This window comes from Kocuria sp. NPDC057446 (assembly GCF_042802875.1).
In the GTDB taxonomy this organism is placed as follows: Bacteria; Actinomycetota; Actinomycetes; order Actinomycetales; family Micrococcaceae; genus Kocuria.
Genome location: NZ_JBHVDI010000051.1, coordinates 1 through 20501, shown reverse-complemented (window position 1 = coordinate 20501; position 20501 = coordinate 1). Strand labels below are relative to the sequence as shown.

Genomic DNA, 20501 nt, shown 5'->3' with positions numbered 1-20501 from the left:
CCGCACGGTCCCCGGCCCCTGCCGTCGTCCCCGTCCGCTCAGTCGGTGGACGCGGCCTTCTCCTCGGCCTCGGCGGCCGAGTCGTAGTGGGACTGCTCGAAGCGCTCGCGCGCCTCCTCGACGAGCCGCTCGGCGGTCTCCCGGCCCTCCCAGCCCTCGCCCTTGACCCACTTGTTGGGCTCGAGGTCCTTGTAGCGCTCGAAGAAGTGCTGGATCTCCTTGAGCTTGAACTCGTCGATGTCGTCGAGGCCCTGGATGTGGTCGTAGCGCTTGTCCGTGGACACGCAGAGGATCTTCGCGTCCCCGCCGGCCTCGTCGTTCATGTTGAACACGGCGATGGGGCGCGACTCCACGAGCACGCCCGGGACGATCTCGAAGTCCAGGAGCACGAGGGCGTCCAGGGGGTCGCCGTCCTCGCCCAGGCTGTCCTCGAAGTAGCCGTAGTGCGCGGGGTACTGCATCGACGTGAACAGGACGCGGTCCAGGCGGAGGCGGCCGGTCTCGTGGTCGATCTCGTACTTGACGCGCGATCCGCGGGGGATCTCGATGGTGACGTCCAACTCCATGGTGCTTCTCCTCGTGCTGGGTGGGCCCGGAAGGGCCGGGACGGGCTGACAGCGGCCGGGCGCGGCCGCACCACCCGGGCGGGGTGGGGCAGATCCGACACCCACGATAGCGGCGGCCCCACGGGCGGCGGTAACCGCCGCGGGACCGGGGCGGGGCCACAATGGGGGCATGCGCAGTCCCCGAGGCCACAGTCCCCCCGCCGGGCGGCGGCGGCCGCGGGCCCGGGGGGGTCGCGGCCACCGCGCCCTGACGGCGCTGCTCGCGGCCGGCTGCGTGGGCGTGGCGGGCTGGCTGCACCCGCACTGGGGCCCCGCGCTGGGCCTGGGCGGCGACGACCTCCCGGCGGCCCGCGTCCTGCCCGCCGTGCCGCCGGCCCCCGCCGGGGCCGCGCCCCCCGATCCGGCGGCCCCCGTGCCCGGGCCCGGAGAGGTGGCCGCGGCCGTGGGGACCGAACTCGCCGGCGCTCCCGCCGGGCGGCGCTCCGTGCTGGTGGCCGACGCCCTCACCGGGACGCCGCTGCTCGAGCAGGACCCGGACGCGCTCCTCGTGCCGGCCTCCAACCAGAAGCTCGTCACCGCGCTGTCCCTGCTCACCCACGCCGATCCCCGGGAGCGGCTGCGCACCACGGTGGTCCAGGGCGAGGAGCCCGGCACGGTGGTGCTGGTGGCCGGCGGGGACACCCTGCTGGCCCCGGGGGAGTCCGATCCGGACGCCGTCCTGGGCCGCGCCGGCATCCGGACCCTCGCGGAGGCCACGGCCGAGGCGCTCGCCGAGCGCGGGGCGCCCGCGCCCACCGGGGTGCGGTGGGACGCGAGCCTGTTCCCCGGCCCGGCCGTCAATGCCGACTGGGCCGCGGAGGACGTCGCGGCGGGGCAGATCGGCCCGGTCGCGCCCATGGCGTTCGGGTCCCACCGCGCGCCCGCGGGGGACGGGCCGTCGCCCGGGCGCCCCGCGGACGCGGCGCAGGGCGTCGCCGAGGTCTTCGCGGCCGAGCTCGCGGGGCGCCTCGCCGCGGAGGGGGACTCCGTGCCCGCCCCCGCGGTCCTGCCCGGCCGGGCGCCCGGGGGCGCGGCCGAGCTGGCCGCCGTCGAGTCCGCGACGCTCGCCGAGCAGGCCGAGCTCATGCTGCAGGAGTCGGACAACCACCTCGCGGAGGTGCTCGCCCGGCTGGCCGCCCGCGCCGCGGACCGCCCCGCGAGCATCACCGGCGGCCGTGCGGCCGCGACGGCGGCGCTCGAGGCGCACGGCGTCGGCGCGTCCGGCGTCGAGCTCTCCGACGCCTCGGGGATGTCGCTGCACAACAGGATCACCGCCCGCGCGCTCGAGCGGGTCGTGCGGGTGATGGTCACCGACCCCACGGGAGCGCTGACACCGGGTGCCCGGGCGCTCCCGGTGGCCGGCGGCAGCGGGACCCTCGCCGACCGGTTCGACGACGACGCCGAGCGCCCCGGGCGGGGCCTGGCGCGGGCGAAGACGGGCACGCTGAACTCCGTGGTGTCCCTCAGCGGCCACGTCACCACCGACGGCGGGCGGCTGCTGACCTTCTCCGTGGTGCTCAACGACGTCTCCGACCCGGCCGCGGCCCGGGACGCCGTGGACCGGGCGGTGGCGGGCCTGGCCCGACTGTGACGGCACGCGCCGGGGGCTCCCAGGAGCGTGTGGTTGCATGAGGCCATGAGCGCAGCACAACGACCGCCGGAGACGGAGGCGCCCGGGATCGTCCGGTGGGACCTCGCCGCCTCCGCCGCCGCCCGGCTCACCCCGCCGGGGCCGAAGATGTCCGCCCGGGCCATGCAGGCCGCGGTGGCCTCCATGCGCCGCCACGCCGAGGCGTCGGTGGACCACGTGCACCGGATCACCGGCCTCGAGGCCGCGCGCGACCTCCGGGACTCCACCGTGCTGGTCGTGGACCGTGCCGGGTGGTCGAAGGCCAACGCCCAGGCCTTCGAGGTGCTCATGGCGCCGGCGGTCGAGGCCCTGCGCCGGCGCCGCCCCGAGCAGTTCGGCACGGCCGCCACCGCGCTCGGCGGCACGGCCACCGCCATGGAGATGGCCGCGGTGCTCGGCTTCCTCTCCGCCAAGGTCCTCGGTCAGTACGACCCGTACGCCGGGCTGGTCTCCGCCGTGGCCGCGCAGCGGCACCCCGGCGGGCGGCTGATGCTCGTCGCCCCCAACATCCTCACGGTCGAGCGGGAGCTCAACGTCGAGCCCGAGGACTTCCGGCTGTGGGTCTGCCTACACGAGCAGACCCACCGCGTGCAGTTCGCCGCGGCCCCGTGGCTGCGCGAGCACATGATCGAGCAGATCGACGAGCTCGCCGACTCCCTGATGGGCCACGCCGAGACCCTGGGGGCGCGGCTCACCGAAGCGGTCCGCGCCCTGCCCGGGAGGGGCGCCGGCGCGGACGAGCCCAAGGCCTCCCTCGGCGTGGTGGGCCTGCTCATGGGACGGCGCGAGCGGGAGGTGCTCTCGCACCTCACCGCCGTGATGAGCCTGCTCGAGGGGCACGCGAACTTCGTGATGGACGGGGTGGACGCCTCCGTGGTGCCCACCGTGAAGACGATCCGGCGGCGCTTCGAGCGGCGCTCCGAGCTGCAGGGCACCCTCGACCGCTTCGTCCGGCGCCTGCTCGGGATGGACGCGAAGATGCGCCAGTACAGCGACGGCCAGCGGTTCGTCTCGACCGTGGTGGGGACCGTGGGCCTGGAGTCGTTCAACCGCATCTGGGAGGCCCCGGAGCACCTGCCCACGGAGGCCGAGATCCACGCCCCCGCGCGGTGGATCGAGCGGGTCCTGGGCCCGGACGCACCGGCCCGCCCGGCCGCTCCCGCCCCGAAGACGCCCGGAATGTGGTAGACACCACGCACCCCCGTTTGACATGCAGATTCATAGACACTAGGGGCGAGGCCCCCCGGTCCGCCGGCCTCGTTCACAGCGCGACACGCGATAGGCCGGATCACCTTTGTGTGACAAAATCTTTACGTGAGCACAGAGAATATCGAACAGCAGGTCAAGCTGTACGGCCAGCCCCTGTCGGAGCGCTTCGGCACGGTCGTCCAGGCCTACGGCATCACGCAGCGGCGACTGGCCGAGGTCCTCGGCCTCTCCGCCCCCATGCTGTCGCAGCTCAACAGCGGCCGCCGGATCAAGATCGGCAACCCGGCGGTCTACGAGCGCCTGGTGATGCTGGAGCAGCGCATCGGCACCCCGGACATCGAGGAGACCCTCGCCGCGGTCGAGGCCTCGCAGCCGGTGCTGTCCACCACGCAGATCCAGGCCGGCATCCACAGCGAGACCAACGCCGTGGCGGCTCTCGCCCACGTGGTCCCGCGGCCGGAGCTCGAGGCCGCCCTGGACCTGCTCGGGGAGACCGCGCCGACCCTCGCCAAGGTCGTGCGCCTGGCCGTGCGGGAGTCGCAGAACCAGCAGGCCGCGAGCGACCGCGAGGACGCCCGCCGGTGACCCAGTTCGCCCGCCGCGGCCGGCTGTCCCCGGACGTCGCGGCGGGGCGGCGGCGCGTGCTCGGGTCCGTCCGGCAGCACGTCCCCCGGTCCTCCACGGAACCCCCGTTCGTGCTGGTCGCCTGCAGCGGCGGGCCCGACTCCCTCGCACTGGCCGCCGTCGCGGCCCACTTCGCCCGGCGCGGCAGGCTGCGCGTGGGCGCCGTGGTGGTCGACCACGGACTGCAGGCGGACTCCGCGGCGGTCGCGGCGAACGCCGCCCGCACGCTCGAGCGGACCGGGCTCTCACCCGTCGTCGTCACCGCCGTGACCGTGCGCCGGGACGCGGGCGGCCCGGAGATGGCGGCCCGCACCGCCCGCTACGCGGGCATCGCGGAGGTCGTGCGGCGCACGGGCGCCGACGCCGTGCTGCTCGGGCACACCCTCGACGACCAGGCGGAGTCCGTCCTGCTGGGTCTCGCCCGCGGCTCCGGCACCCGCTCCCTGGCCGGCATGCCGCCCGTGCGCGAGCTCGACGGCGTCATCTACCTCCGCCCGTTCCTGGACCTCTCGCGCGCGCAGACCCTGCAGATCTGCGCCGCCGAGCAGCTCGTGCCGTGGCACGACCCCACGAACCGGGACACCACGCTGATGCGCTCCCGGGTCCGCCACCGCGTGCTCCCGCTGCTCGAGGACGAGCTCGGCCCCGGTCTGGCCCGGGCCCTCGCCCGCTCCGCGGCCATCCTCGGCCCGGATGCGGACTACCTCGAGGGCGCGGCGGCGGACCTGCTCGAGCGGGCCCGCGCCGCCGCCCCGGAGCTGCCCGGCTCCCTGGCCCTCGACCTCGCCACCGTGCGGGCGGCGCACCCCGCCCTGCGCCGCCGGGTCCTGTCGGCGGCCGTGGTCGCCGCCGGCGGACAGACCCCGGCCTACGAGCGGCTCGGCGCGCTGGACGAGTTCGCCGCGGGGCACGGCGCCGCGGGGCCCGTGCAGATGGCGGGTAAGGTGTCGGTGTGGCGCCGCCGCCCGACGGCGGGCACCCGTGGCCCCGGGCACCTGGAGCTCGTCCGCCCGGGGCCCGCCGGCGCCACCCGACCCGCATCCGCATCACCCGAGGAGCGCCGTGAAGGCTGAGGACGTCCGGGGGGATCTCACCGAGGTCCTCTACACCAAGGAAGAGATCGACACGAGGATCGCCGAGCTGGCGGCCGCCGTGGACGCCGACTACCGGGGCCGGGACGTCCTGCTCGTGGGCGTGCTTAAGGGCGCGGTGATGGTCATGGCCGACCTGTGCCGGGCGCTCCAGGGCCAGTACCCCATGGACTGGATGGCCGTGTCCTCCTACGGCTCCGGGACCAAGTCCTCGGGCGTGGTCCGCATCCTCAAGGACCTCGACACGGACCTCACCGGGCGGGACGTGCTCATCGTCGAGGACATCATCGACTCGGGCCTGACCCTGTCCTGGCTGCGCGCCAACCTGGAGTCCCGCGGCACGGCCTCGGTGGAGATCTGCGCCCTGCTGCGCAAGCCGGAGGCCGCGAAGACCTCCATCGACGTCAAGTACGTGGGCTGGGACATCCCCAACGAGTTCGTGGTGGGCTACGGGCTCGACTACGCCGAGAAGTACCGCAACCTCGACTGCATCGCGACCCTGGCGCCCCACGTCTACGAGTGAGCCGGCGCCCCCGCGGGTGTGCGCCGGGGGTTCCCCGGAGGGGATGTCCGCTGACAGGGAACTCCCGGCCCGTGCGGGGCAGGACCCCGACGCCGGGCTGTACATTGTAGGTCTGCGTCCCCTGGACCTCCGGCCCTGGGTGGGCACGGGCCCGAGGGGGCCCGGACAACCATCCACGGGAGGATCAGCGGCTTGGCCACGGCGAAAAAACCCAACAACTTCTTCAGAGGTCCCTGGTTCTGGGTCCTGCTGGCCGCTCTGATCCTCTTCCCCCTGGTGGGCACGCTCACCACGGGCTCCTCCGGGCGCGTGGACACCAACGTGGGGCTGCAGCTGCTGCGCGAGGGCCAGGTCTCGGAGGCGAAGATCTACGACGGGCAGCAGAAGGTCGAGCTCCAGCTGGAGGAGGACCTCTCCCTGGACGGCCGGGACCTCGGGCGCAGCGTGGAGTTCTACTACGTCACCCCGCGCGGGGAAGAGGTCGTCGACGCGATGAACGCGGCCGACCTCGAGGGCTTCACGGACCAGCCGGTCGAGTCGAACTGGTTCACGAGCCTGCTCGGCTTCATGCTGCCGTTCCTGATCATCCTGGCCATCTTTTGGTTCGTGTTCTCCCGGATGCAGGGCGGCGGGTCCCAGGTCATGCGCTTCGGCCGCTCCCGGGCCAAGATGTTCGACAAGGACAACCCCACGGTGACCTTCGCGGACGTGGCCGGCGCGGACGAGGCCGTGCAGGAGCTCGACGAGATCAAGCAGTTCCTCGTGGAGCGGGACCGCTTCACCGCCCTCGGCGCCAAGGTGCCCAAGGGCGTGCTGCTCTACGGCCCGCCCGGCACCGGCAAGACCCTGCTCGCGCGGGCGGTGGCCGGCGAGGCCGGGGTGCCCTTCTTCTCCATCTCCGGCTCGGACTTCGTGGAGATGTTCGTGGGCGTGGGCGCCTCGCGGGTCCGCGACCTGTTCCAGCAGGCCAAGGAGAACGCGCCGGCCATCATCTTCGTGGACGAGATCGACGCCGTGGGCCGCCAGCGCGGCGCGGGCATGGGCGGCGGCAACGACGAGCGCGAGCAGACCCTCAACCAGCTCCTCGTCGAGATGGACGGCTTCGACGCCACGACCAACGTCATCCTCATCGCCGCGACCAACCGGCCCGACGTCCTCGACCCGGCGCTGCTGCGCCCCGGCCGCTTCGACCGCCAGATCGGCGTGGAGGCCCCCGACATGAAGGGCCGCCTGCAGATCCTGCGGGTGCACTCGCAGGGCAAGCCGCTCGCGGACAACGTGGACCTCGCCGCGGTGGCCAAGCGCACCCCCGGCTTCACGGGCGCGGAGCTCGCCAACGTGATGAACGAGGCCGCGCTGCTGACCGCTCGCTCCCACGCCCAGCTGATCGACGACCGGGCCGTGGACGAGGCGATCGACCGGGTCATCGCCGGTCCGCAGAAGCGCAGCCGGATCATGAAGGAGCTCGAGCGCAAGGTCACCGCCTACCACGAGGGCGGGCACGCGCTCGTGGCCGCCGCCCTGCGCAACACGGACCCGGTCACGAAGATCACGATCCTGCCCCGCGGCCGGGCCCTGGGCTACACCATGGTCATGCCCATGGACGACAAGTACTCGACCACCCGCAACGAGCTGCTCGACCAGATGGCCTACGCCATGGGCGGGCGCGCGGCGGAGGAGATCGTGTTCCGCGACCCCTCCACCGGGGCCTCCAACGACATCCAGAAGGCGACCGACACGGCCCGCAAGATGGTCACCCAGTACGGCATGAGCGCCCGGGTCGGCTCGATCAAGCTGGGCGGGGACAGCTCCGAGCCGTTCCTCGGCCGGGACGCCGCCGGGTCGGGCCGCGAGTACTCCGAGCGCACCGCCGCGATCGTGGACGAGGAGGTGCGGGCCCTGCTCGACCAGGCCCACGACGAGGCGCACGCGATCCTGATGGACAACCGGCCCGTCCTCGACCGGCTCGCCCTGGAGCTGCTCGAGAAGGAGACGCTCAACGAGGCGCAGATCGCGGACATCTTCCACGACATCCGCAAGCGGGACCTGCGCCCCGTGTGGCTGTCCAAGGACACCCGGCCCCTCTCCGAGGACCCGCCCGTGGTCACGCAGGCCGAGCGCGAGGAGGCCCGGCGGCTGCACGCCCAGGACCCTGCGACCCTGGCCCCGCAGGACCAGGCGGCCGCGGCGAAGCCGGAGCACCCCCTCGAGGTCCCCGAGCGCGGGCACTCGGTGCCGCCGGGGGAGGGGCCGGGCGCCCCGAGCGCCGCGGAGTCCGCCCCGAGCACCACCCCGGGGGCCGGCGGGGTCTGAGTCCCGCCTAGGATGGAGCGACAGCCGGTCGCGTCCGCCGAGTCCCGTTCCGCCCGGCAGACCCGGCCGAACCGGCAGATCCCGAAGGAGGGCGCGTTGCCCCACGAGGCCCGCACGAAGCACACGAGCGCGCACGACGCGCGCGCGGAGGCGTTCGCGCCGCCGTACCCCGACCCCGCCCCCGAGCTGGAGGCCGGCGCCGGAGCCGTCGACCAGGCGCGCGTCGCGGCCGCCGTGCGGGAGATGCTGCTGGCGATCGGGGAGGACCCCGACCGGGACGGCCTGCAGGGCACTCCCGGGCGCGTGGCGCGGGCGTACGCCGAGATGTTCGCGGGCCTGCACCAGGACCCCGCCGAGATCCTCGGGACGACGTTCGACATCGGCCACTCCGAGATGGTCCTCGTCAAGGACATCCCCTTCTACTCGACCTGCGAGCACCACCTCGTCCCGTTCCACGGCCACGCCCACGTGGGCTACATCCCCGGCCACGACGGGATGGTCACCGGTCTGAGCAAGCTCGCCCGCCTCGTGGACCTCTTCGCCCGCCGGCCCCAGGTGCAGGAGCGGCTCACCACCCAGGTGGTGGAGGCGATCGTGGAGCACCTCGCCCCGGCCGGGGTGATCGTCGTGGTCGAGTGCGAGCACCTGTGCATGTCCATGCGCGGGGTGCGCAAGCCGGGCGCGAAGACCGTCACCTCGGCCGTGCGCGGCCAGCTGCGCGAGCCCGCCACCCGCGCCGAGGCGATGAGCCTCATCCTGGGACGCTGAGCACGTGACGACCTCCCCGCGCACCGACCCCGCACCCCCGCCCACCGGCTGGGGCTCCTTCGAGGACCTGCCCGCCGGCCGCACCCTGGTCATGGGCATCGTCAACGTCACCCCCGACTCCTTCAGCGACGGCGGCGAGCACGCCGGGCACGAGGCCGCGATCGCGCACGGGCTGCGCCTGCTCGCCGAGGGCGCCGACATCGTGGACGTCGGGGGCGAGTCCACGCGGCCCGGCTCCGAGCGGATCGCCCCCGCCGAGGAGCGGCGCCGGATCCTGCCCGTGGTCGAGGCCCTCGCCGCCGCGGGAGCGGTGCTCAGCGTCGACACGATGCACGCCGGGACCGCCGAGGCCGTCCTGGACGCCGGGGCGCACATCGTCAACGACGTCTCGGGGCTGGGCGCGACCCCGGACATGATCGACCTGGTCGCCGAGCGGCAGGTGCCCTACGTGCTCATGCACGCCCGGGGCCTGCCCGACGTCCAGGACTCCCGGGCCGTCTACGACGACGTCGCCGGGGAGGTGCTCGGCGAGCTCGAGACCCTGACGGGGCGCTGCCTGGCCGCCGGCCTGGACCCGGGGAAGCTGATCCTGGACCCCGGGCTGGGCTTCGACAAGCGCGGGGCGCAGAACTGGGAGCTGCTCCGGGCCCTGCCGCGCTTCACGGCCACCGGCCACAAAGTGCTCGTGGCGGCGTCCCGCAAGCGCTTCCTCGGGGCCCTGCTCGAGCAGGACGGCGCCCCGCGCCCGCCGGCCGGGCGGGACGCGGCGACCGCGGCGGTCAGCGCCCTGTCCGCCGCCGCGGGCGCGTGGTGCGTGCGCGTCCACGCCGTGCGCCCGAGCGCCGACGCCGTGGCCGCCGCGCACGCCTGGTGCGGCGTGGAGCCCGCCGTGCTGCGACCCGGCGCGGACGCCGGCGTCCTGCCGGCGGCGGCCTCCGGGGCGGACCGGTGAACCGGGTGCCGCGCGAGGACGCGGACGCCGCCCGCATGCGCGCCGGGGACCGGGCGGGCCGCCAGCACGTCCCGGTGTCCACCACCCGCTCGCCCGACCGCCGGGACCGGATCAACCTCCTGGGCATCGGTGCGGTCGGCTACCACGGGGTCTTCGACCAGGAGAAGCGCAGCGGTCAGCCCTTCTTCGTGGACCTGGTCATGTACCTGGACCTGGCCGCGGCCGGGGCCACGGACGACGTCGCCCTGACCGCCCACTACGGCGAGGTCGCCGAGGAGGTCCGGGACATCGTCATCGGCCCCAGCGTGAACCTGCTCGAGACCCTCGCCGACCAGGTGGCCCGGCGGCTGCTCGAGCGCTTCCCGCTCGACGCCGTCGAAGTCACCGTGCACAAGCCCAAGGCGCCCATCGAGGTCACGTTCTCCGACGTGTCCGTCACGATCTACCGGGAGCGCTGAGATGGGCACCCGGGCCGTCCTCGCCCTCGGCGCCAACCTCGGCGACCGGGAGACCACCCTGCGCCGCGCCGCCCTGGAGCTCGCCGCGCACCCGCGGATCACGCTGACCCGCGCGTCGCCCGTCGTGCGCTCCCGGCCGGTCGGCGGGCCCGCCGGCCAGGGGGACTACCTCAACGCCGTCGTCGAGGTGGAGACCGAGCTGAGCCCGTTCGCGCTGCTCCGGGCGTGCCAGGAGGTCGAGGAGCGCCACCACCGGACCCGCACCCAGCGCTGGGGGCCGCGCACCCTCGACGTCGACATCGTCGTCTACGGCGACCTGCACCTGGACGAGCCGGAGCTCACCGTGCCGCACCCGCGCGCGGGCACCCGCGCGTTCGTGCTCGTGCCCTGGGCCCTCATGGACCCCGGCGCCACGCTCGACGGCCGCGGTGTCGTGGAGCTCGCCCGCCGGGCGGGCGACCTCGGCGGCCTGGGCCCGGACACGTTCCCGCTGCTGGCCGAGGACCCCGCCCCCGGCGGGGACCGGGACTGAGGAGGAGCCGCCGTGCACGTGCTCACGGTCCCGGCGCTGCTGATGTGCGCCGCCGCCGCCGGCGCCGTCGGCTGGACCGCCAACCGGCTGTCCACGGGGGCCGGTGGGCCGCTGCTGATCCTCCCCTGGGCCTCGCTCGCGGCCCTCGCGGCCGTGGCCGTCGCGCTCGTGGTGCTGGGCGTGCGGGTCAAGCGCCACCAGGACGGGGCGCGCCCGGAGCGCTTCGACCCGCTGGTCGCGGCCCGGACCGCCGCCGGCGCGCAGGCGGTGGCCTGGGCGGGGGCGATGCTCACCGGCTGGCACGCCGCCGTCGCCGTCGAGCAGCTCGCCCTCGTGTCCGTGCGCTCCGACCAGGGCCCGCTCTGGGCCAGCCTGGTGCACGCCGGGGCCGGGCTCGTGCTCGTCGTGGTGGGCTGGGTCGTGGAGGGCTTCTGCAAGCTGCCGCCGGACGATCCCGACGCGGAGGAGGGCGCCGAGTACCGTAGGGGACGGCAGAAGGAGCTCCCCGAGGGAGAAGGTGGTTATGCCCGAGAGATCCGCCCACGAGACCGTCGGCGGCCCCGTGGCCGGGACGCCCGGTGACCGGGTGCCCCTGAGCAACCCCGCGATCGATCCCGAGGGCCTGGACTGGACCCGGGTCTCGCCGCGGCACGTCACCGTGGTGGTGCTCTCCACCCTCCTGTCCACCCTGTTCTGGCTCGCCGCCCTGGGCTGGCCCGCGGTGCTGGCGGTCACGGGCGTCTGGCCCGGCGCGCCCCTGGGGCTGCTGGTGCTGCCGCCCGCGGCCGTCCTGGCGGCCGGCCTGCTCTCGGTGCTCCTGGCCCCGCGGCGGGTCCGGGCCATCGGCTACGCCGAGCGCGGCGAGGACCTGCTCGTGCGGCGCGGTCTGCTCTACCAGCGGGTCACGGTCATCCCCTACGGGCGGATGCAGTACGTGGACGTCTCGGTCTCCCCGCTGCAGCGCAGCTTCGGGCTGGCCACCGTGAAGCTGCACACCGCGGCCGTGGGCAGCCACGCCGAGATCCCCGGGGTGGCGCACGCCGAGGCCTCCCGGCTCCGGGAGCGGCTCACCGCGCGCGGCGAAGCCCTCCTGGCGGGCCTGTGAGCGCTGGACCCGCCCCGGCGGCGGCTCCGCAGTGGCACCGTGTCCACCCGCTGACCCCGGTGGTCAAGGGCTGGCTCGCGATGCTCGTGATCGCGGGCGCGATCGTCAACATCCTCCTCGACGACTTCCTCAACGCCTTCCTCGGCCGCGGGGACGCCGGGCGGCCCCAGGACTTCGACCCCGCCCGGATGGGCGCCCCCTTCTGGTGGGTGCTGGCCGGGCTCGTGCTGGCCGTGCTGCTCGTCTTCGCGGCGGCCGTGCTGGTCTCGTGGTGGTTCACCCGGTACCAGGTGACCCCGGAGCACGTGCGGATCCGCTCCGGGGTGCTCTTCCGGAAGGAGCGCCAGGCCCGGCTGGACCGGGTGCAGGCCATCGACATCCACCGCCCGTTCCTGCCCCGGCTGCTGGGGCTGGCCGAGCTGACGTTCGAGGTGGCCGACGCGGGGCAGTCCGCGGTCTCCCTGTCCTACCTCACCCACCCCCAGGCCCGCGTGCTGCGCGGGGAGCTGCTGGGACGGCTCGGCCTGGCCGGCCGGGCGCCGGGCCCGTCCGTCCCGGCGGCCCCCGGGACGCCCGGTGCGCCCGTGCGGCGCCCGGCGCCCTGGGCCGTCACCGGGGACCAGGAGCGGCCGGTGCTCGGGGTGCCGGTGCCGCGGCTGATCGGCTCCGTGCTCGCCTCCGGCTCCGCCGTCGCCCTGACCGTGCTGCTGGTCGCCGCGCCGGTCGCCCTGCTCGCCGATTCCCGCACCGGGCCCGCGATGCTCGCGGCCTGGCTGCCCGGGCTGATCAGCTTCGGGGCCGTCGCCTACCGCCGGGTCGAGCAGGGCTGGTCCTTCCGGCTGCTGCGCGTGCCGGAGGGCGTGCGCGTGCGCTACGGCCTGTTCGGCGTGCGCTCCCAGACCGTGCCGACGGGACGGGTCCAGGCGGTGGGCGTGGACCAGCCGCTGCTGTGGCGGCCCTTCGGCTGGTACCGGGTGCGGGTCAACGTGGCCGGCTACGGTCCCGCGGCGGGGGAGGGCGACGCCATGCGCTCCACCCTGCTGCCCGTCGGCACCCTGCCCCAGGTGCACCAGGTCCTGCACCTCGCGCTGCCCGGTGCCCGGGACGGGGACCTCGCGGCGCTGCTCCGGGAGGGCCTGCACGGTCTGGGCGCGCAGGGCCGCTTCACCACCTCCCCGCGCCGGGCCCGGTGGCTCGACCCCCTCGTGCACCGCCGGACCGGCTACGCCGCGACCGGCGACGTCCTCGCGGTCCGCTCCGGGCGGCTGAGCCGGCGCACCGCCGTGCTGCCCCACGAGAAGACCCAGTCGGTGGCCGTCAGCCAGGGCCCGCTCGAGCGGGCCCTGCGGCTCGCCGACGTCCACCTGCACTCCACCCCGGGTCCCGTGGCCGTGGCGGTCCCGCACCTCGACGCCGCGGACGCCCGGGCGCTGGCCGCCGCCCAGGCGGTGCACGCGGCCGGGGCCCGTAGACTGGCCGACGGCCCGAGCCACCCCCAGACCCCCCGGCAGGAGCGAGTATGACCCACCCGTCCGACCGCCCGGGACGCCTCGGGGTCGGGGTCGTCAGCGCCGGGAAGGTGGGCGCCGTCCTGGCCGCCGCCCTGCGCGCCGCCGGCCACGCCGTCGTGGGCGCCAACGCCGTCTCCGAGGCCAGCCGGGACCGGGCCGAGGCCCTCCTGCCCGGAGTGCCGGTCCTCGACGTCCCGGCCGTGCTCGAGCGCGCCGAGCTCGTGCTGCTCGCGGTGCCCGACGACGAGCTGCCCGGGCTCGTGCAGGGCCTGGCCGACGCCGGGCTGTGGCAGGCCGGTCAGCTCGTGGTGCACACCGCGGGCCGCTGGGGCACCGGCGTCCTGGACCCGGCCCGCCGGCTCGGGGCGATCCCGCTCGCGGTCCACCCGGCCATGACCTTCACGGGCATGAGCCTCGACCTGGCCCGGCTGAGCGAGTGTTCGTTCGGGATCACCGCCCCGGCCCCCGTGCTGCCCATCGCCCAGGCGCTGGTGGTCGAGATGGGCGCCGAGCCCGTGGTGGTCGCCGAGGCCGACCGCCCGCTCTACCACGCGGCCCTCGCCCACGGCGCCAACCACCTGATGACCGTGGCCGGGCAGTCCATGCAGGTGCTGCGGGACATTGGGGTGGACCAGCCCGACCGCATGGTCGGGCCGCTGCTGCGGGCGAGCCTGGACAACGCCCTGGCCGCGGGGGAGTCTGCGCTCACCGGACCCGTGGCCCGGGGCGACGCCGGCACCGTGGCGGCCCACCGCGACGCCCTCGACGAGTACGCCCACGGCCACGGCGGCGACGACGTCCTCCTGGCGTACCTGGACCTCGCCCGCGTCACCGCCCGTCGCGCCCTGGACCGCGGTCTGCTCGACCGGCCGCGCTACGACGCCGTGCTCGCCGCCCTCGAGCTCACCCACGGCACGGACGGCGCCGGCGGACCCGGCGGCGAGGACACCCCGTGAGCACGCCCCCCACCGCTCCCCGGGTCTGCCGGGGGATCGAGGAGTTCCGGACCGCCCTCGCCGACCGGCTGGCCGCGGCGCCGGAACGGGTGCCGGCGTCGCTGGGCCTCGTGCCCACCATGGGGGCCCTGCACGAGGGACACGGCCACCTGGTGCGCCTCGCCCGGCAGGAGAACACCGTGGTCGCGGTCTCGGTCTTCGTCAACCCGCTGCAGTTCGGCCCGGACGAGGACCTCGAGCGCTATCCGCGCACCCTCGAGGCGGACGTCGGGCTGCTGGCCCGGTTCGGGGCCGACCTCGTGTTCGCCCCCTCGGTCGCCGAGATGTACCCCGACGGGGAGCCCCTCGTGCGCGTCACCTCGGGCCGGCTGGGCGCCGTGCTCGACGGCGCGAGCCGCCCCGGCCACTTCGACGGCGCCCTGACCGTGGTCAACAAGCTCCTCAACATCGCCGCCCCGCCCGCGCCCGCGGCGTTCCGCGCGTACTTCGGGGAGAAGGACGCCCAGCAGCTGCTCCTCGTGCGCCGGATGGTCGCCGACTTCGACCTGCCCGTCACCGTGCGGCCCGTGCCCATCGTGCGCGACGACGACGGACTGGCCCTGTCCTCCCGCAACCGCTACCTCGACGCCGCACAGCGCCGGTCCGCGCTCGTGCTCCCGCGCACCCTGGGGGCGCTCGCCGCCGGTCAGCTCGGACCGGAGGACGCCCGGCGGCGGATCGACGCCGAGGACGGAGTCCGGCTGGACTACCTCGTCGTCGTCGACCCCCGCACCCTGGCCCCGGTCGAGCCGGGCCCCGGCGCCCTCGCCCTCGTGGCCGCCCACGTGGGCGGCACCCGGCTGATCGACAACCTCGTGCTCTGAGCTCCCCGGCCGGGATTTGACCCTCCCCGTTATCCTGGACAATTGTGACCAACGCGCAGAACACCTCCCCGACCGCCCAGGACGAGGCCGAGCAGGCCGAGCTCTCGGACCAGATGCAGTTCCGGCTCGCCAAGCGCGCCCGGCTCCTCGAGTCGGGCCGGGAGGCCTACCCGGTGGGCGTGGAGCGCACCCACACCCTCGCCGAGGTGCGGGAGGCCCACGGGCACCTCGAGCCGGGCGAGGAGACGGGACGGTTCGTGGGCGTGGCCGGCCGCGTGGTCTTCGTGCGCAACACCGGCAAGCTGTGCTTCGCGACCCTCCAGGAGGGCGACGGCACCCGCCTGCAGGTCATGCTCTCCCGGGCCGTGGTGGGCGAGGAGTCCCTGGGGGAGTGGAAGTCCCTCGTGGACCTCGGCGACTTCGTGGCCGTGCACGGCGAGGTGATCGCCTCCCGCCGCGGCGAGCTCTCGGTGATGGCGGACGCCTGGTCCATGGCGTCCAAGGCGATCCGTCCCCTGCCCACGCTGCACAACGAGCTCAACGAGGAGACCCGGGTGCGCCGGCGCTACCTCGACCTCATGGTCCGGCCCGAGGCCCGCGACGTCGTCGTGAAGCGGGCCCGGATCATCCAGACGGTGCGCAGCGTCCTGGTCGACCGCGGCTACGTGGAGATCGAGACCCCGATCCTGCAGCTCGTGCACGGCGGCGCCACCGCCCGGCCGTTCGAGACCCACCTCAACGCGTTCGACCAGGACATGACCCTGCGCATCGCCACGGAGCTCTACCTCAAGCGGGCCGTGGTCGGCGGGATCGAGCGGGTCTTCGAGATCGGCCGGGTCTTCCGCAACGAGGGCGTCGACTCCTCGCACAGCCCCGAGTTCACCACCCTGGAGGCCTACGAGGCCTACGCCGACCAGTTCACGATGGCCGAGCGGATCAAGGAGATCATCCTCGCGTGCGCCGACGCCCTGGGCGTCGACACCGTCGAGACGGAGCGGGGCACGATCGACCTGCGCGGGGAGTGGCGCTGGCTGTCCGTCTACCCGGCCCTGTCCGAGGCCGTGGGGCAGCGCATCACCCCGGACACACCGGTCGAGACCCTGCACCGGATCGCCGAGGAGCACGAGGTGCCCGTCGGCCCGATGTGGGACGCGGAGAAGTACGTGCTCGAGCTGTTCGGCGAGATCGTGGAGCCGACCCTGCTCCAGCCGACCTTCGTGTGCGACTACCCGCCGTCGGCGCAGCCGCTCGCCCGGCAGCACCGCTCCGAGCACGGCCTGATCGAGGCGTGGGACCTGATCATCGGGGGGATGGAGCGGGGCACGGCCTTCTCCGAGCTGATCGACCCCGTGGTCCAGCGCGAGCGGCTCACCGAGCAGTCCCACCGGGCCGCGGCCGGCGACGACGAGGCCATGCGGCTGGACGAGGACTTCCTGCGCGCCCTCGAGCACGGTGCCCCGCCGATGGGCGGGCTGGGACTGGGCCTGGACCGGCTCATCATGCTCTTCACCGACCTGGGGATCCGCGAGACCATCCTGTTCCCCCTGATGAAGCCGGAGCAGGACTGAGCCGGGGCCGCGGCCGTGCCGCGGCCCTCCGCCGTCCCCAGCCACCGCCCAGAACTCCCCGGGAGAATCACACCCATGGAATACATCGCTGTCCTGCTGCCCTCGATCAGCATCGGCATCATCTTCTGGTTCATCCTCCGCTGGATCTTCCGCGGCGACCGCACGGAGCGCGCCGTGGAGTCCCGCTCGCAGGAGGACGCCGAGCGCTGGTACGAGGAGCTCAAGCGGCGCGACGGCGAGGACCTGCCGTTCGGCCGGTCGCCGCGCCGCGGCCCGTCGCGCTGACCCACCGCTCCCGCTCGTCCCGGCTCACTCGCCCCGGCTTATCCGGCGAATTCGAATTCGCCGGCTGTTTGTCCGCCCTTTCGTGCTGTTGAATTCGGTCCGGGGAATTGTAGGATAAACTCGACGACGCCGGGATCGCGGATCCTGCAGAGTTCACCGGAATTCCTGGTCCGGATCATCCGGAACGACACGGGGGAATCAGCAGCACTGCACGACGCACCGATTCGGGTGCGTCCGTGGGAGGACGAGCGCCGAGAGGCGGAGGAGATTCACAGTTATGGCACAGACCGTGCAGATCATTCTCGAGGACGACCTCGACGGCGGGCCCGCGGAGGAGACCGTGCGCTTCGGCCTCGACGGTGCGCAGTACGAGATCGACCTCTCCGAGGAGAACGCCGCCAAGCTGCGCGACGCCGTGCGGCCGTTCATCGCCAAGGCCCGGCGCGCCCAGCAGGGCAAGCAGACGCCCAAGCAGGCCCGGCCCACCGGCAAGTCCAACCCGGACACCGCCGCCATCCGGCAGTGGGCCCGCGAGAACGGCATGCCGGTCTCGGACCGCGGCCGTATTCACCAGGACGTGCAGAAGGCGTACTACGACGCCCACAAATAACAGCGGGCGCGCCGCGCTCGGCGTGGTGAAGGAGGGACCGGTCCACCGGTCCCTCCTTTCCTTTTCCGGCCGCCGGGTGCACCACTAATGGCGCCGGGCCCGTTGCGGGCGTAATTCCCCGGGCATTCTTTTGATGACCTGCGCCTTTGCCGCCGCGGGGGTGGGGCGCCGCAATTGCCGTACGACTCCGCCGGGGTCCTCCGGGCCGCGCCCCGCCGGTCTTCTCGCCGGTGGCGAACAGCCCCCCGATCGACCCCGCGGGTGCGTAGCATCGGGTGCAGACATCGACTGAGGAGTATCCATGTTCGAACGCTTCACCGACCGCGCCCGCCGGGTCGTGGTGCTGGCCCAGGAAGAGGCCAGGATGCTCAACCACAACTACATCGGCACCGAGCACCTGCTGCTCGGGCTGATCCACGAGGGCGAGGGAGTGGCCGCGAAGGCGCTCGACTCGATGGGCATCACCCTCACCGGCGCCCGGGAGCAGGTCCAGGACATCATCGGGCCGGGCCAGCAGGCCCCGTCCGGGCACATCCCGTTCACGCCCCGGGCCAAGAAGGTCCTCGAGCTCTCGCTGCGCGAGGCCCTGCAGCTGGGGCACAACTACATCGGCACCGAGCACATCCTGCTGGGCATCATCCGCGCCGGCGAGGGCGTGGCGGCGCAGGTGCTGACCAAGCTCGGCGCGGAGCCCCAGAAGGTGCGCTCCACCGTGCTGGAGCTGATCTCCGGGTACCAGGGCGGGGGCACCCCCGAGAAGGAGGGCGCCGGCGTCCGCTCGGCCGGGCAGTCCGAGGGCACGCCCGCGGGCTCGGCGGTGCTGGACCAGTTCGGCCGCAACCTCACCGCGGCCGCCCGCGAGGGCAAGCTGGACCCGGTCATCGGGCGGTTCAAGGAGATGGAGCGCGTGATGCAGATCCTCTCCCGCCGCACCAAGAACAACCCGGTGCTGATCGGTGAGCCCGGCGTCGGCAAGACCGCCGTCGTCGAGGGCCTGGCGCAGCAGATCGTGCGCGGGGACGTCCCCGAGACCCTCAAGGACAAGCACCTCTACACCCTGGACCTCGGGTCCCTCGTGGCCGGCTCCCGCTACCGCGGCGACTTCGAGGAGCGGCTCAAGAAGGTGCTCAAGGAGATCCGCACCCGCGGGGACATCATCCTGTTCATCGACGAGATCCACACCCTCGTGGGCGCCGGCGCGGCCGAGGGCGCGATCGACGCCGCGTCGATCCTCAAGCCCATGCTGGCCCGGGGTGAGCTGCAGACGATCGGCGCCACGACCCTCGACGAGTACCGCAAGCACATCGAGAAGGACGCCGCCCTCGAGCGCCGTTTCCAGCCGATCCAGGTGGACGAGCCCTCCGAGGCGCACGCCGTGGAGATCCTCAAGGGCCTGCGGGACAAGTACGAGGCGCACCACCGCGTGTCCATCTCGGACGACGCCCTCGAGGCGGCGGTGCACCTCGGCGCCCGCTACATCTCCGACCGGTTCCTGCCGGACAAGGCGATCGACCTGATCGATGAGGCCGGCGCGCGCCTGCGCATCAAGCGGATGACGGCCCCGCCGGAGATCAAGGAGCTCGACGACCGCATCGTCGAGGTGAAGCGGCTCAAGGAGGCCGCGATCGACGGCCAGGACTACGAGAAGGCCGCCTCGCTGCGCGACACGGAGCAGAAGCTCATCGCCGAGCGGGACGACAAGGACCGTGCCTGGCGGGACGGCGGCGACGAGCTCGCCGAGGTGACCCCGGAGGTCATCTCCGACGTGCTCTCCGCCTCCACCGGCGTGCCCGTGTACAAGCTCACCGAGGAGGAGACGGGTCGTCTCCTGCACATGGAGGACGAGCTGCACAAGCGCATCATCGGCCAGGACGACGCCATCAAGGCGCTCTCCCGGTCGATGCGCCGCACCCGCGCGGGCCTCAAGGACCCCAAGCGCCCGGGCGGGTCGTTCATCTTCGCCGGGCCCACGGGCGTGGGCAAGACCGAGCTCGCGAAGGCGCTGGCGGAGTTCCTGTTCGGGGACGAGGACGCCCTCATCACCCTGGACATGTCCGAGTACCAGGAGAAGCACACCGTCTCCCGGCTCTTCGGTGCCCCTCCGGGCTACGTGGGCTACGAGGAGGGCGGCCAGCTCACGGAGAAGGTGCGCCGCAAGCCGTTCTCGGTGGTGCTCTTCGACGAGGTCGAGAAGGCGCACCAGGACCTGTTCAACTCGCTGCTGCAGATCCTCGAGGACGGTCGCCTGACCGACTCGCAGGGCCGGGTGGTGGACTTCAAGAACACCGTGATCATCATGACCACGAACCTGGGCACCAAGGACATCTCCCGGGCCGTCCCCGTCGGCTTCCAGACCGGCGTGGACCCCGCGTCGAACTACGAGCGGATGCAGGCGAAGGTCCAGGACGAGCTCAAGGAGCACTTCCGGCCCGAGTTCCTCAACCGCGTGGACGAGATCATCGTCTTCCCGCAGCTGACCGAGACCGAGATCGTGCAGATCGTGGACCTGTTCGTGGCCCGGCTCCAGGAGCGGCTGCGGGACCAGGGGATGTCGATCGAGCTCTCCGACGCGGCGAAGCGGTGGGTCAGCCGCAGGGGCTACGACCCGTCCATGGGCGCCCGCCCGCTGCGCCGCACCATCCAGCGGGAGATCGAGGACCAGCTCTCCGAGAAAATCCTCTTCGGGGAGATCAGCACCGGGGAGAAGATCTTCGTGGACGCCGAGGGGGAGGGCGACGCGGAGAAGCTGGTCTTCTCCTCCACCCCGATGTCCGATCTCACCGGCGACGGCATGGTCGACCCGATGGGTGGCCTCGAGGACGTCGACGTCGCCCGCGGCGACGGGGAGAACCGGTCCGAGGGCTGATCCGCGTCCGTCCCGAGGGGCCCGCCGCGCAC

General features: G+C 73.9%; 20 protein-coding genes. 19 read left to right on the top strand and 1 reads right to left on the bottom strand.

All coding sequences use genetic code 11. The features are described 5' to 3' along the window. Positions 1-38 precede the first annotated feature (38 nt). Positions 39-566, bottom strand: a complete 528-nt coding sequence (locus ACFU0Y_RS08425; protein WP_380214025.1) for an inorganic diphosphatase — start codon at positions 564-566, stop codon at positions 39-41. A 169-nt stretch (positions 567-735) separates the two neighbouring features. Here ACFU0Y_RS08425 and dacB point away from each other — a divergent pair, with 169 nt between their 5' ends. From dacB to ACFU0Y_RS08330, 19 genes are all read left to right on the top strand, one after another. Further along, the gene (gene dacB / locus ACFU0Y_RS08420) at positions 736-2196 is read left to right on the top strand and encodes a D-alanyl-D-alanine carboxypeptidase/D-alanyl-D-alanine-endopeptidase (RefSeq protein WP_380214024.1); all 1461 of its coding nucleotides are present in this window, start codon (positions 736-738) and stop codon (positions 2194-2196) included. A gap of 45 nt (positions 2197-2241) precedes the next feature. Further along, entirely contained in the window at positions 2242-3423 is a 1182-nt protein-coding gene (locus ACFU0Y_RS08415; RefSeq protein WP_380214023.1) for a zinc-dependent metalloprotease, read from the top strand. A 126-nt stretch (positions 3424-3549) separates the two neighbouring features. After that, positions 3550-4029, top strand: a complete 480-nt coding sequence (locus ACFU0Y_RS08410; RefSeq protein ID WP_380214022.1) for a DNA-binding protein — start codon at positions 3550-3552, stop codon at positions 4027-4029. Further along, the gene (tilS, locus tag ACFU0Y_RS08405) at positions 4026-5141 is read left to right on the top strand and encodes a tRNA lysidine(34) synthetase TilS (RefSeq protein WP_380214021.1); all 1116 of its coding nucleotides are present in this window, start codon (positions 4026-4028) and stop codon (positions 5139-5141) included. Before ACFU0Y_RS08410 ends, tilS begins: the two co-directional genes overlap by 4 nt. Then, on the top strand, positions 5131-5682 hold the full coding sequence (hpt, locus tag ACFU0Y_RS08400) for a hypoxanthine phosphoribosyltransferase (RefSeq protein WP_380214020.1): 552 nt from the start codon (positions 5131-5133) through the stop codon (positions 5680-5682). Before tilS ends, hpt begins: the two co-directional genes overlap by 11 nt. 192 nt (positions 5683-5874) lie before the next feature. Next, positions 5875-7995 (top strand): ATP-dependent zinc metalloprotease FtsH, encoded by a 2121-nt coding sequence (gene ftsH, locus ACFU0Y_RS08395; protein ID WP_380214019.1) that lies wholly within the window; start codon positions 5875-5877, stop codon positions 7993-7995. Between the two features lie 12 nt (positions 7996-8007). Further along, complete coding sequence (gene folE / locus ACFU0Y_RS08390) at positions 8008-8763, top strand: GTP cyclohydrolase I FolE (protein WP_380214018.1); 756 nt, start codon at positions 8008-8010, stop codon at positions 8761-8763. A gap of 4 nt (positions 8764-8767) precedes the next feature. After that, entirely contained in the window at positions 8768-9715 is a 948-nt protein-coding gene (gene folP / locus ACFU0Y_RS08385) for a dihydropteroate synthase (protein ID WP_380214017.1), read from the top strand. Further along, complete coding sequence (gene folB / locus ACFU0Y_RS08380) at positions 9712-10173, top strand: dihydroneopterin aldolase (RefSeq protein WP_380214016.1); 462 nt, start codon at positions 9712-9714, stop codon at positions 10171-10173. The genes folP and folB overlap by 4 nt, the downstream gene beginning before the upstream one ends. A 1-nt stretch (position 10174) precedes the next feature. Then, entirely contained in the window at positions 10175-10705 is a 531-nt protein-coding gene (gene folK / locus ACFU0Y_RS08375; RefSeq protein ID WP_380214015.1) for a 2-amino-4-hydroxy-6-hydroxymethyldihydropteridine diphosphokinase, read from the top strand. A 12-nt stretch (positions 10706-10717) separates the two neighbouring features. Further along, a complete protein-coding gene (locus ACFU0Y_RS08370) occupies positions 10718-11287 on the top strand; it encodes a DUF3180 family protein (protein ID WP_380214014.1) in 570 nt (189 codons plus the stop codon). A gap of 10 nt (positions 11288-11297) precedes the next feature. Further along, positions 11298-11810, top strand: a complete 513-nt coding sequence (locus tag ACFU0Y_RS08365) for a PH domain-containing protein (protein ID WP_380214026.1) — start codon at positions 11298-11300, stop codon at positions 11808-11810. Continuing rightward, complete coding sequence (locus ACFU0Y_RS08360; protein ID WP_380214013.1) at positions 11807-13333, top strand: PH domain-containing protein; 1527 nt, start codon at positions 11807-11809, stop codon at positions 13331-13333. The genes ACFU0Y_RS08365 and ACFU0Y_RS08360 overlap by 4 nt, the downstream gene beginning before the upstream one ends. Then, on the top strand, positions 13330-14277 hold the full coding sequence (locus tag ACFU0Y_RS08355) for a Rossmann-like and DUF2520 domain-containing protein (protein ID WP_380214012.1): 948 nt from the start codon (positions 13330-13332) through the stop codon (positions 14275-14277). Before ACFU0Y_RS08360 ends, ACFU0Y_RS08355 begins: the two co-directional genes overlap by 4 nt. Further along, the gene (gene panC / locus ACFU0Y_RS08350; protein WP_380214011.1) at positions 14274-15140 is read left to right on the top strand and encodes a pantoate--beta-alanine ligase; all 867 of its coding nucleotides are present in this window, start codon (positions 14274-14276) and stop codon (positions 15138-15140) included. The genes ACFU0Y_RS08355 and panC overlap by 4 nt, the downstream gene beginning before the upstream one ends. Before the next feature lie 44 nt (positions 15141-15184). Then, complete coding sequence (gene lysS / locus ACFU0Y_RS08345) at positions 15185-16708, top strand: lysine--tRNA ligase (RefSeq protein WP_380214010.1); 1524 nt, start codon at positions 15185-15187, stop codon at positions 16706-16708. 75 nt (positions 16709-16783) lie between these two features. Next, positions 16784-16993: a hypothetical protein gene (locus ACFU0Y_RS08340; protein WP_380214009.1), complete on the top strand. Its 210-nt coding sequence runs from the start codon at positions 16784-16786 to the stop codon at positions 16991-16993. A gap of 277 nt (positions 16994-17270) precedes the next feature. Further along, entirely contained in the window at positions 17271-17603 is a 333-nt protein-coding gene (locus tag ACFU0Y_RS08335) for an Lsr2 family protein (protein ID WP_380214008.1), read from the top strand. A 301-nt stretch (positions 17604-17904) separates the two neighbouring features. Further along, positions 17905-20469, top strand: a complete 2565-nt coding sequence (locus tag ACFU0Y_RS08330; RefSeq protein WP_380214007.1) for an ATP-dependent Clp protease ATP-binding subunit — start codon at positions 17905-17907, stop codon at positions 20467-20469. Positions 20470-20501: the final 32 nt, after the last annotated feature.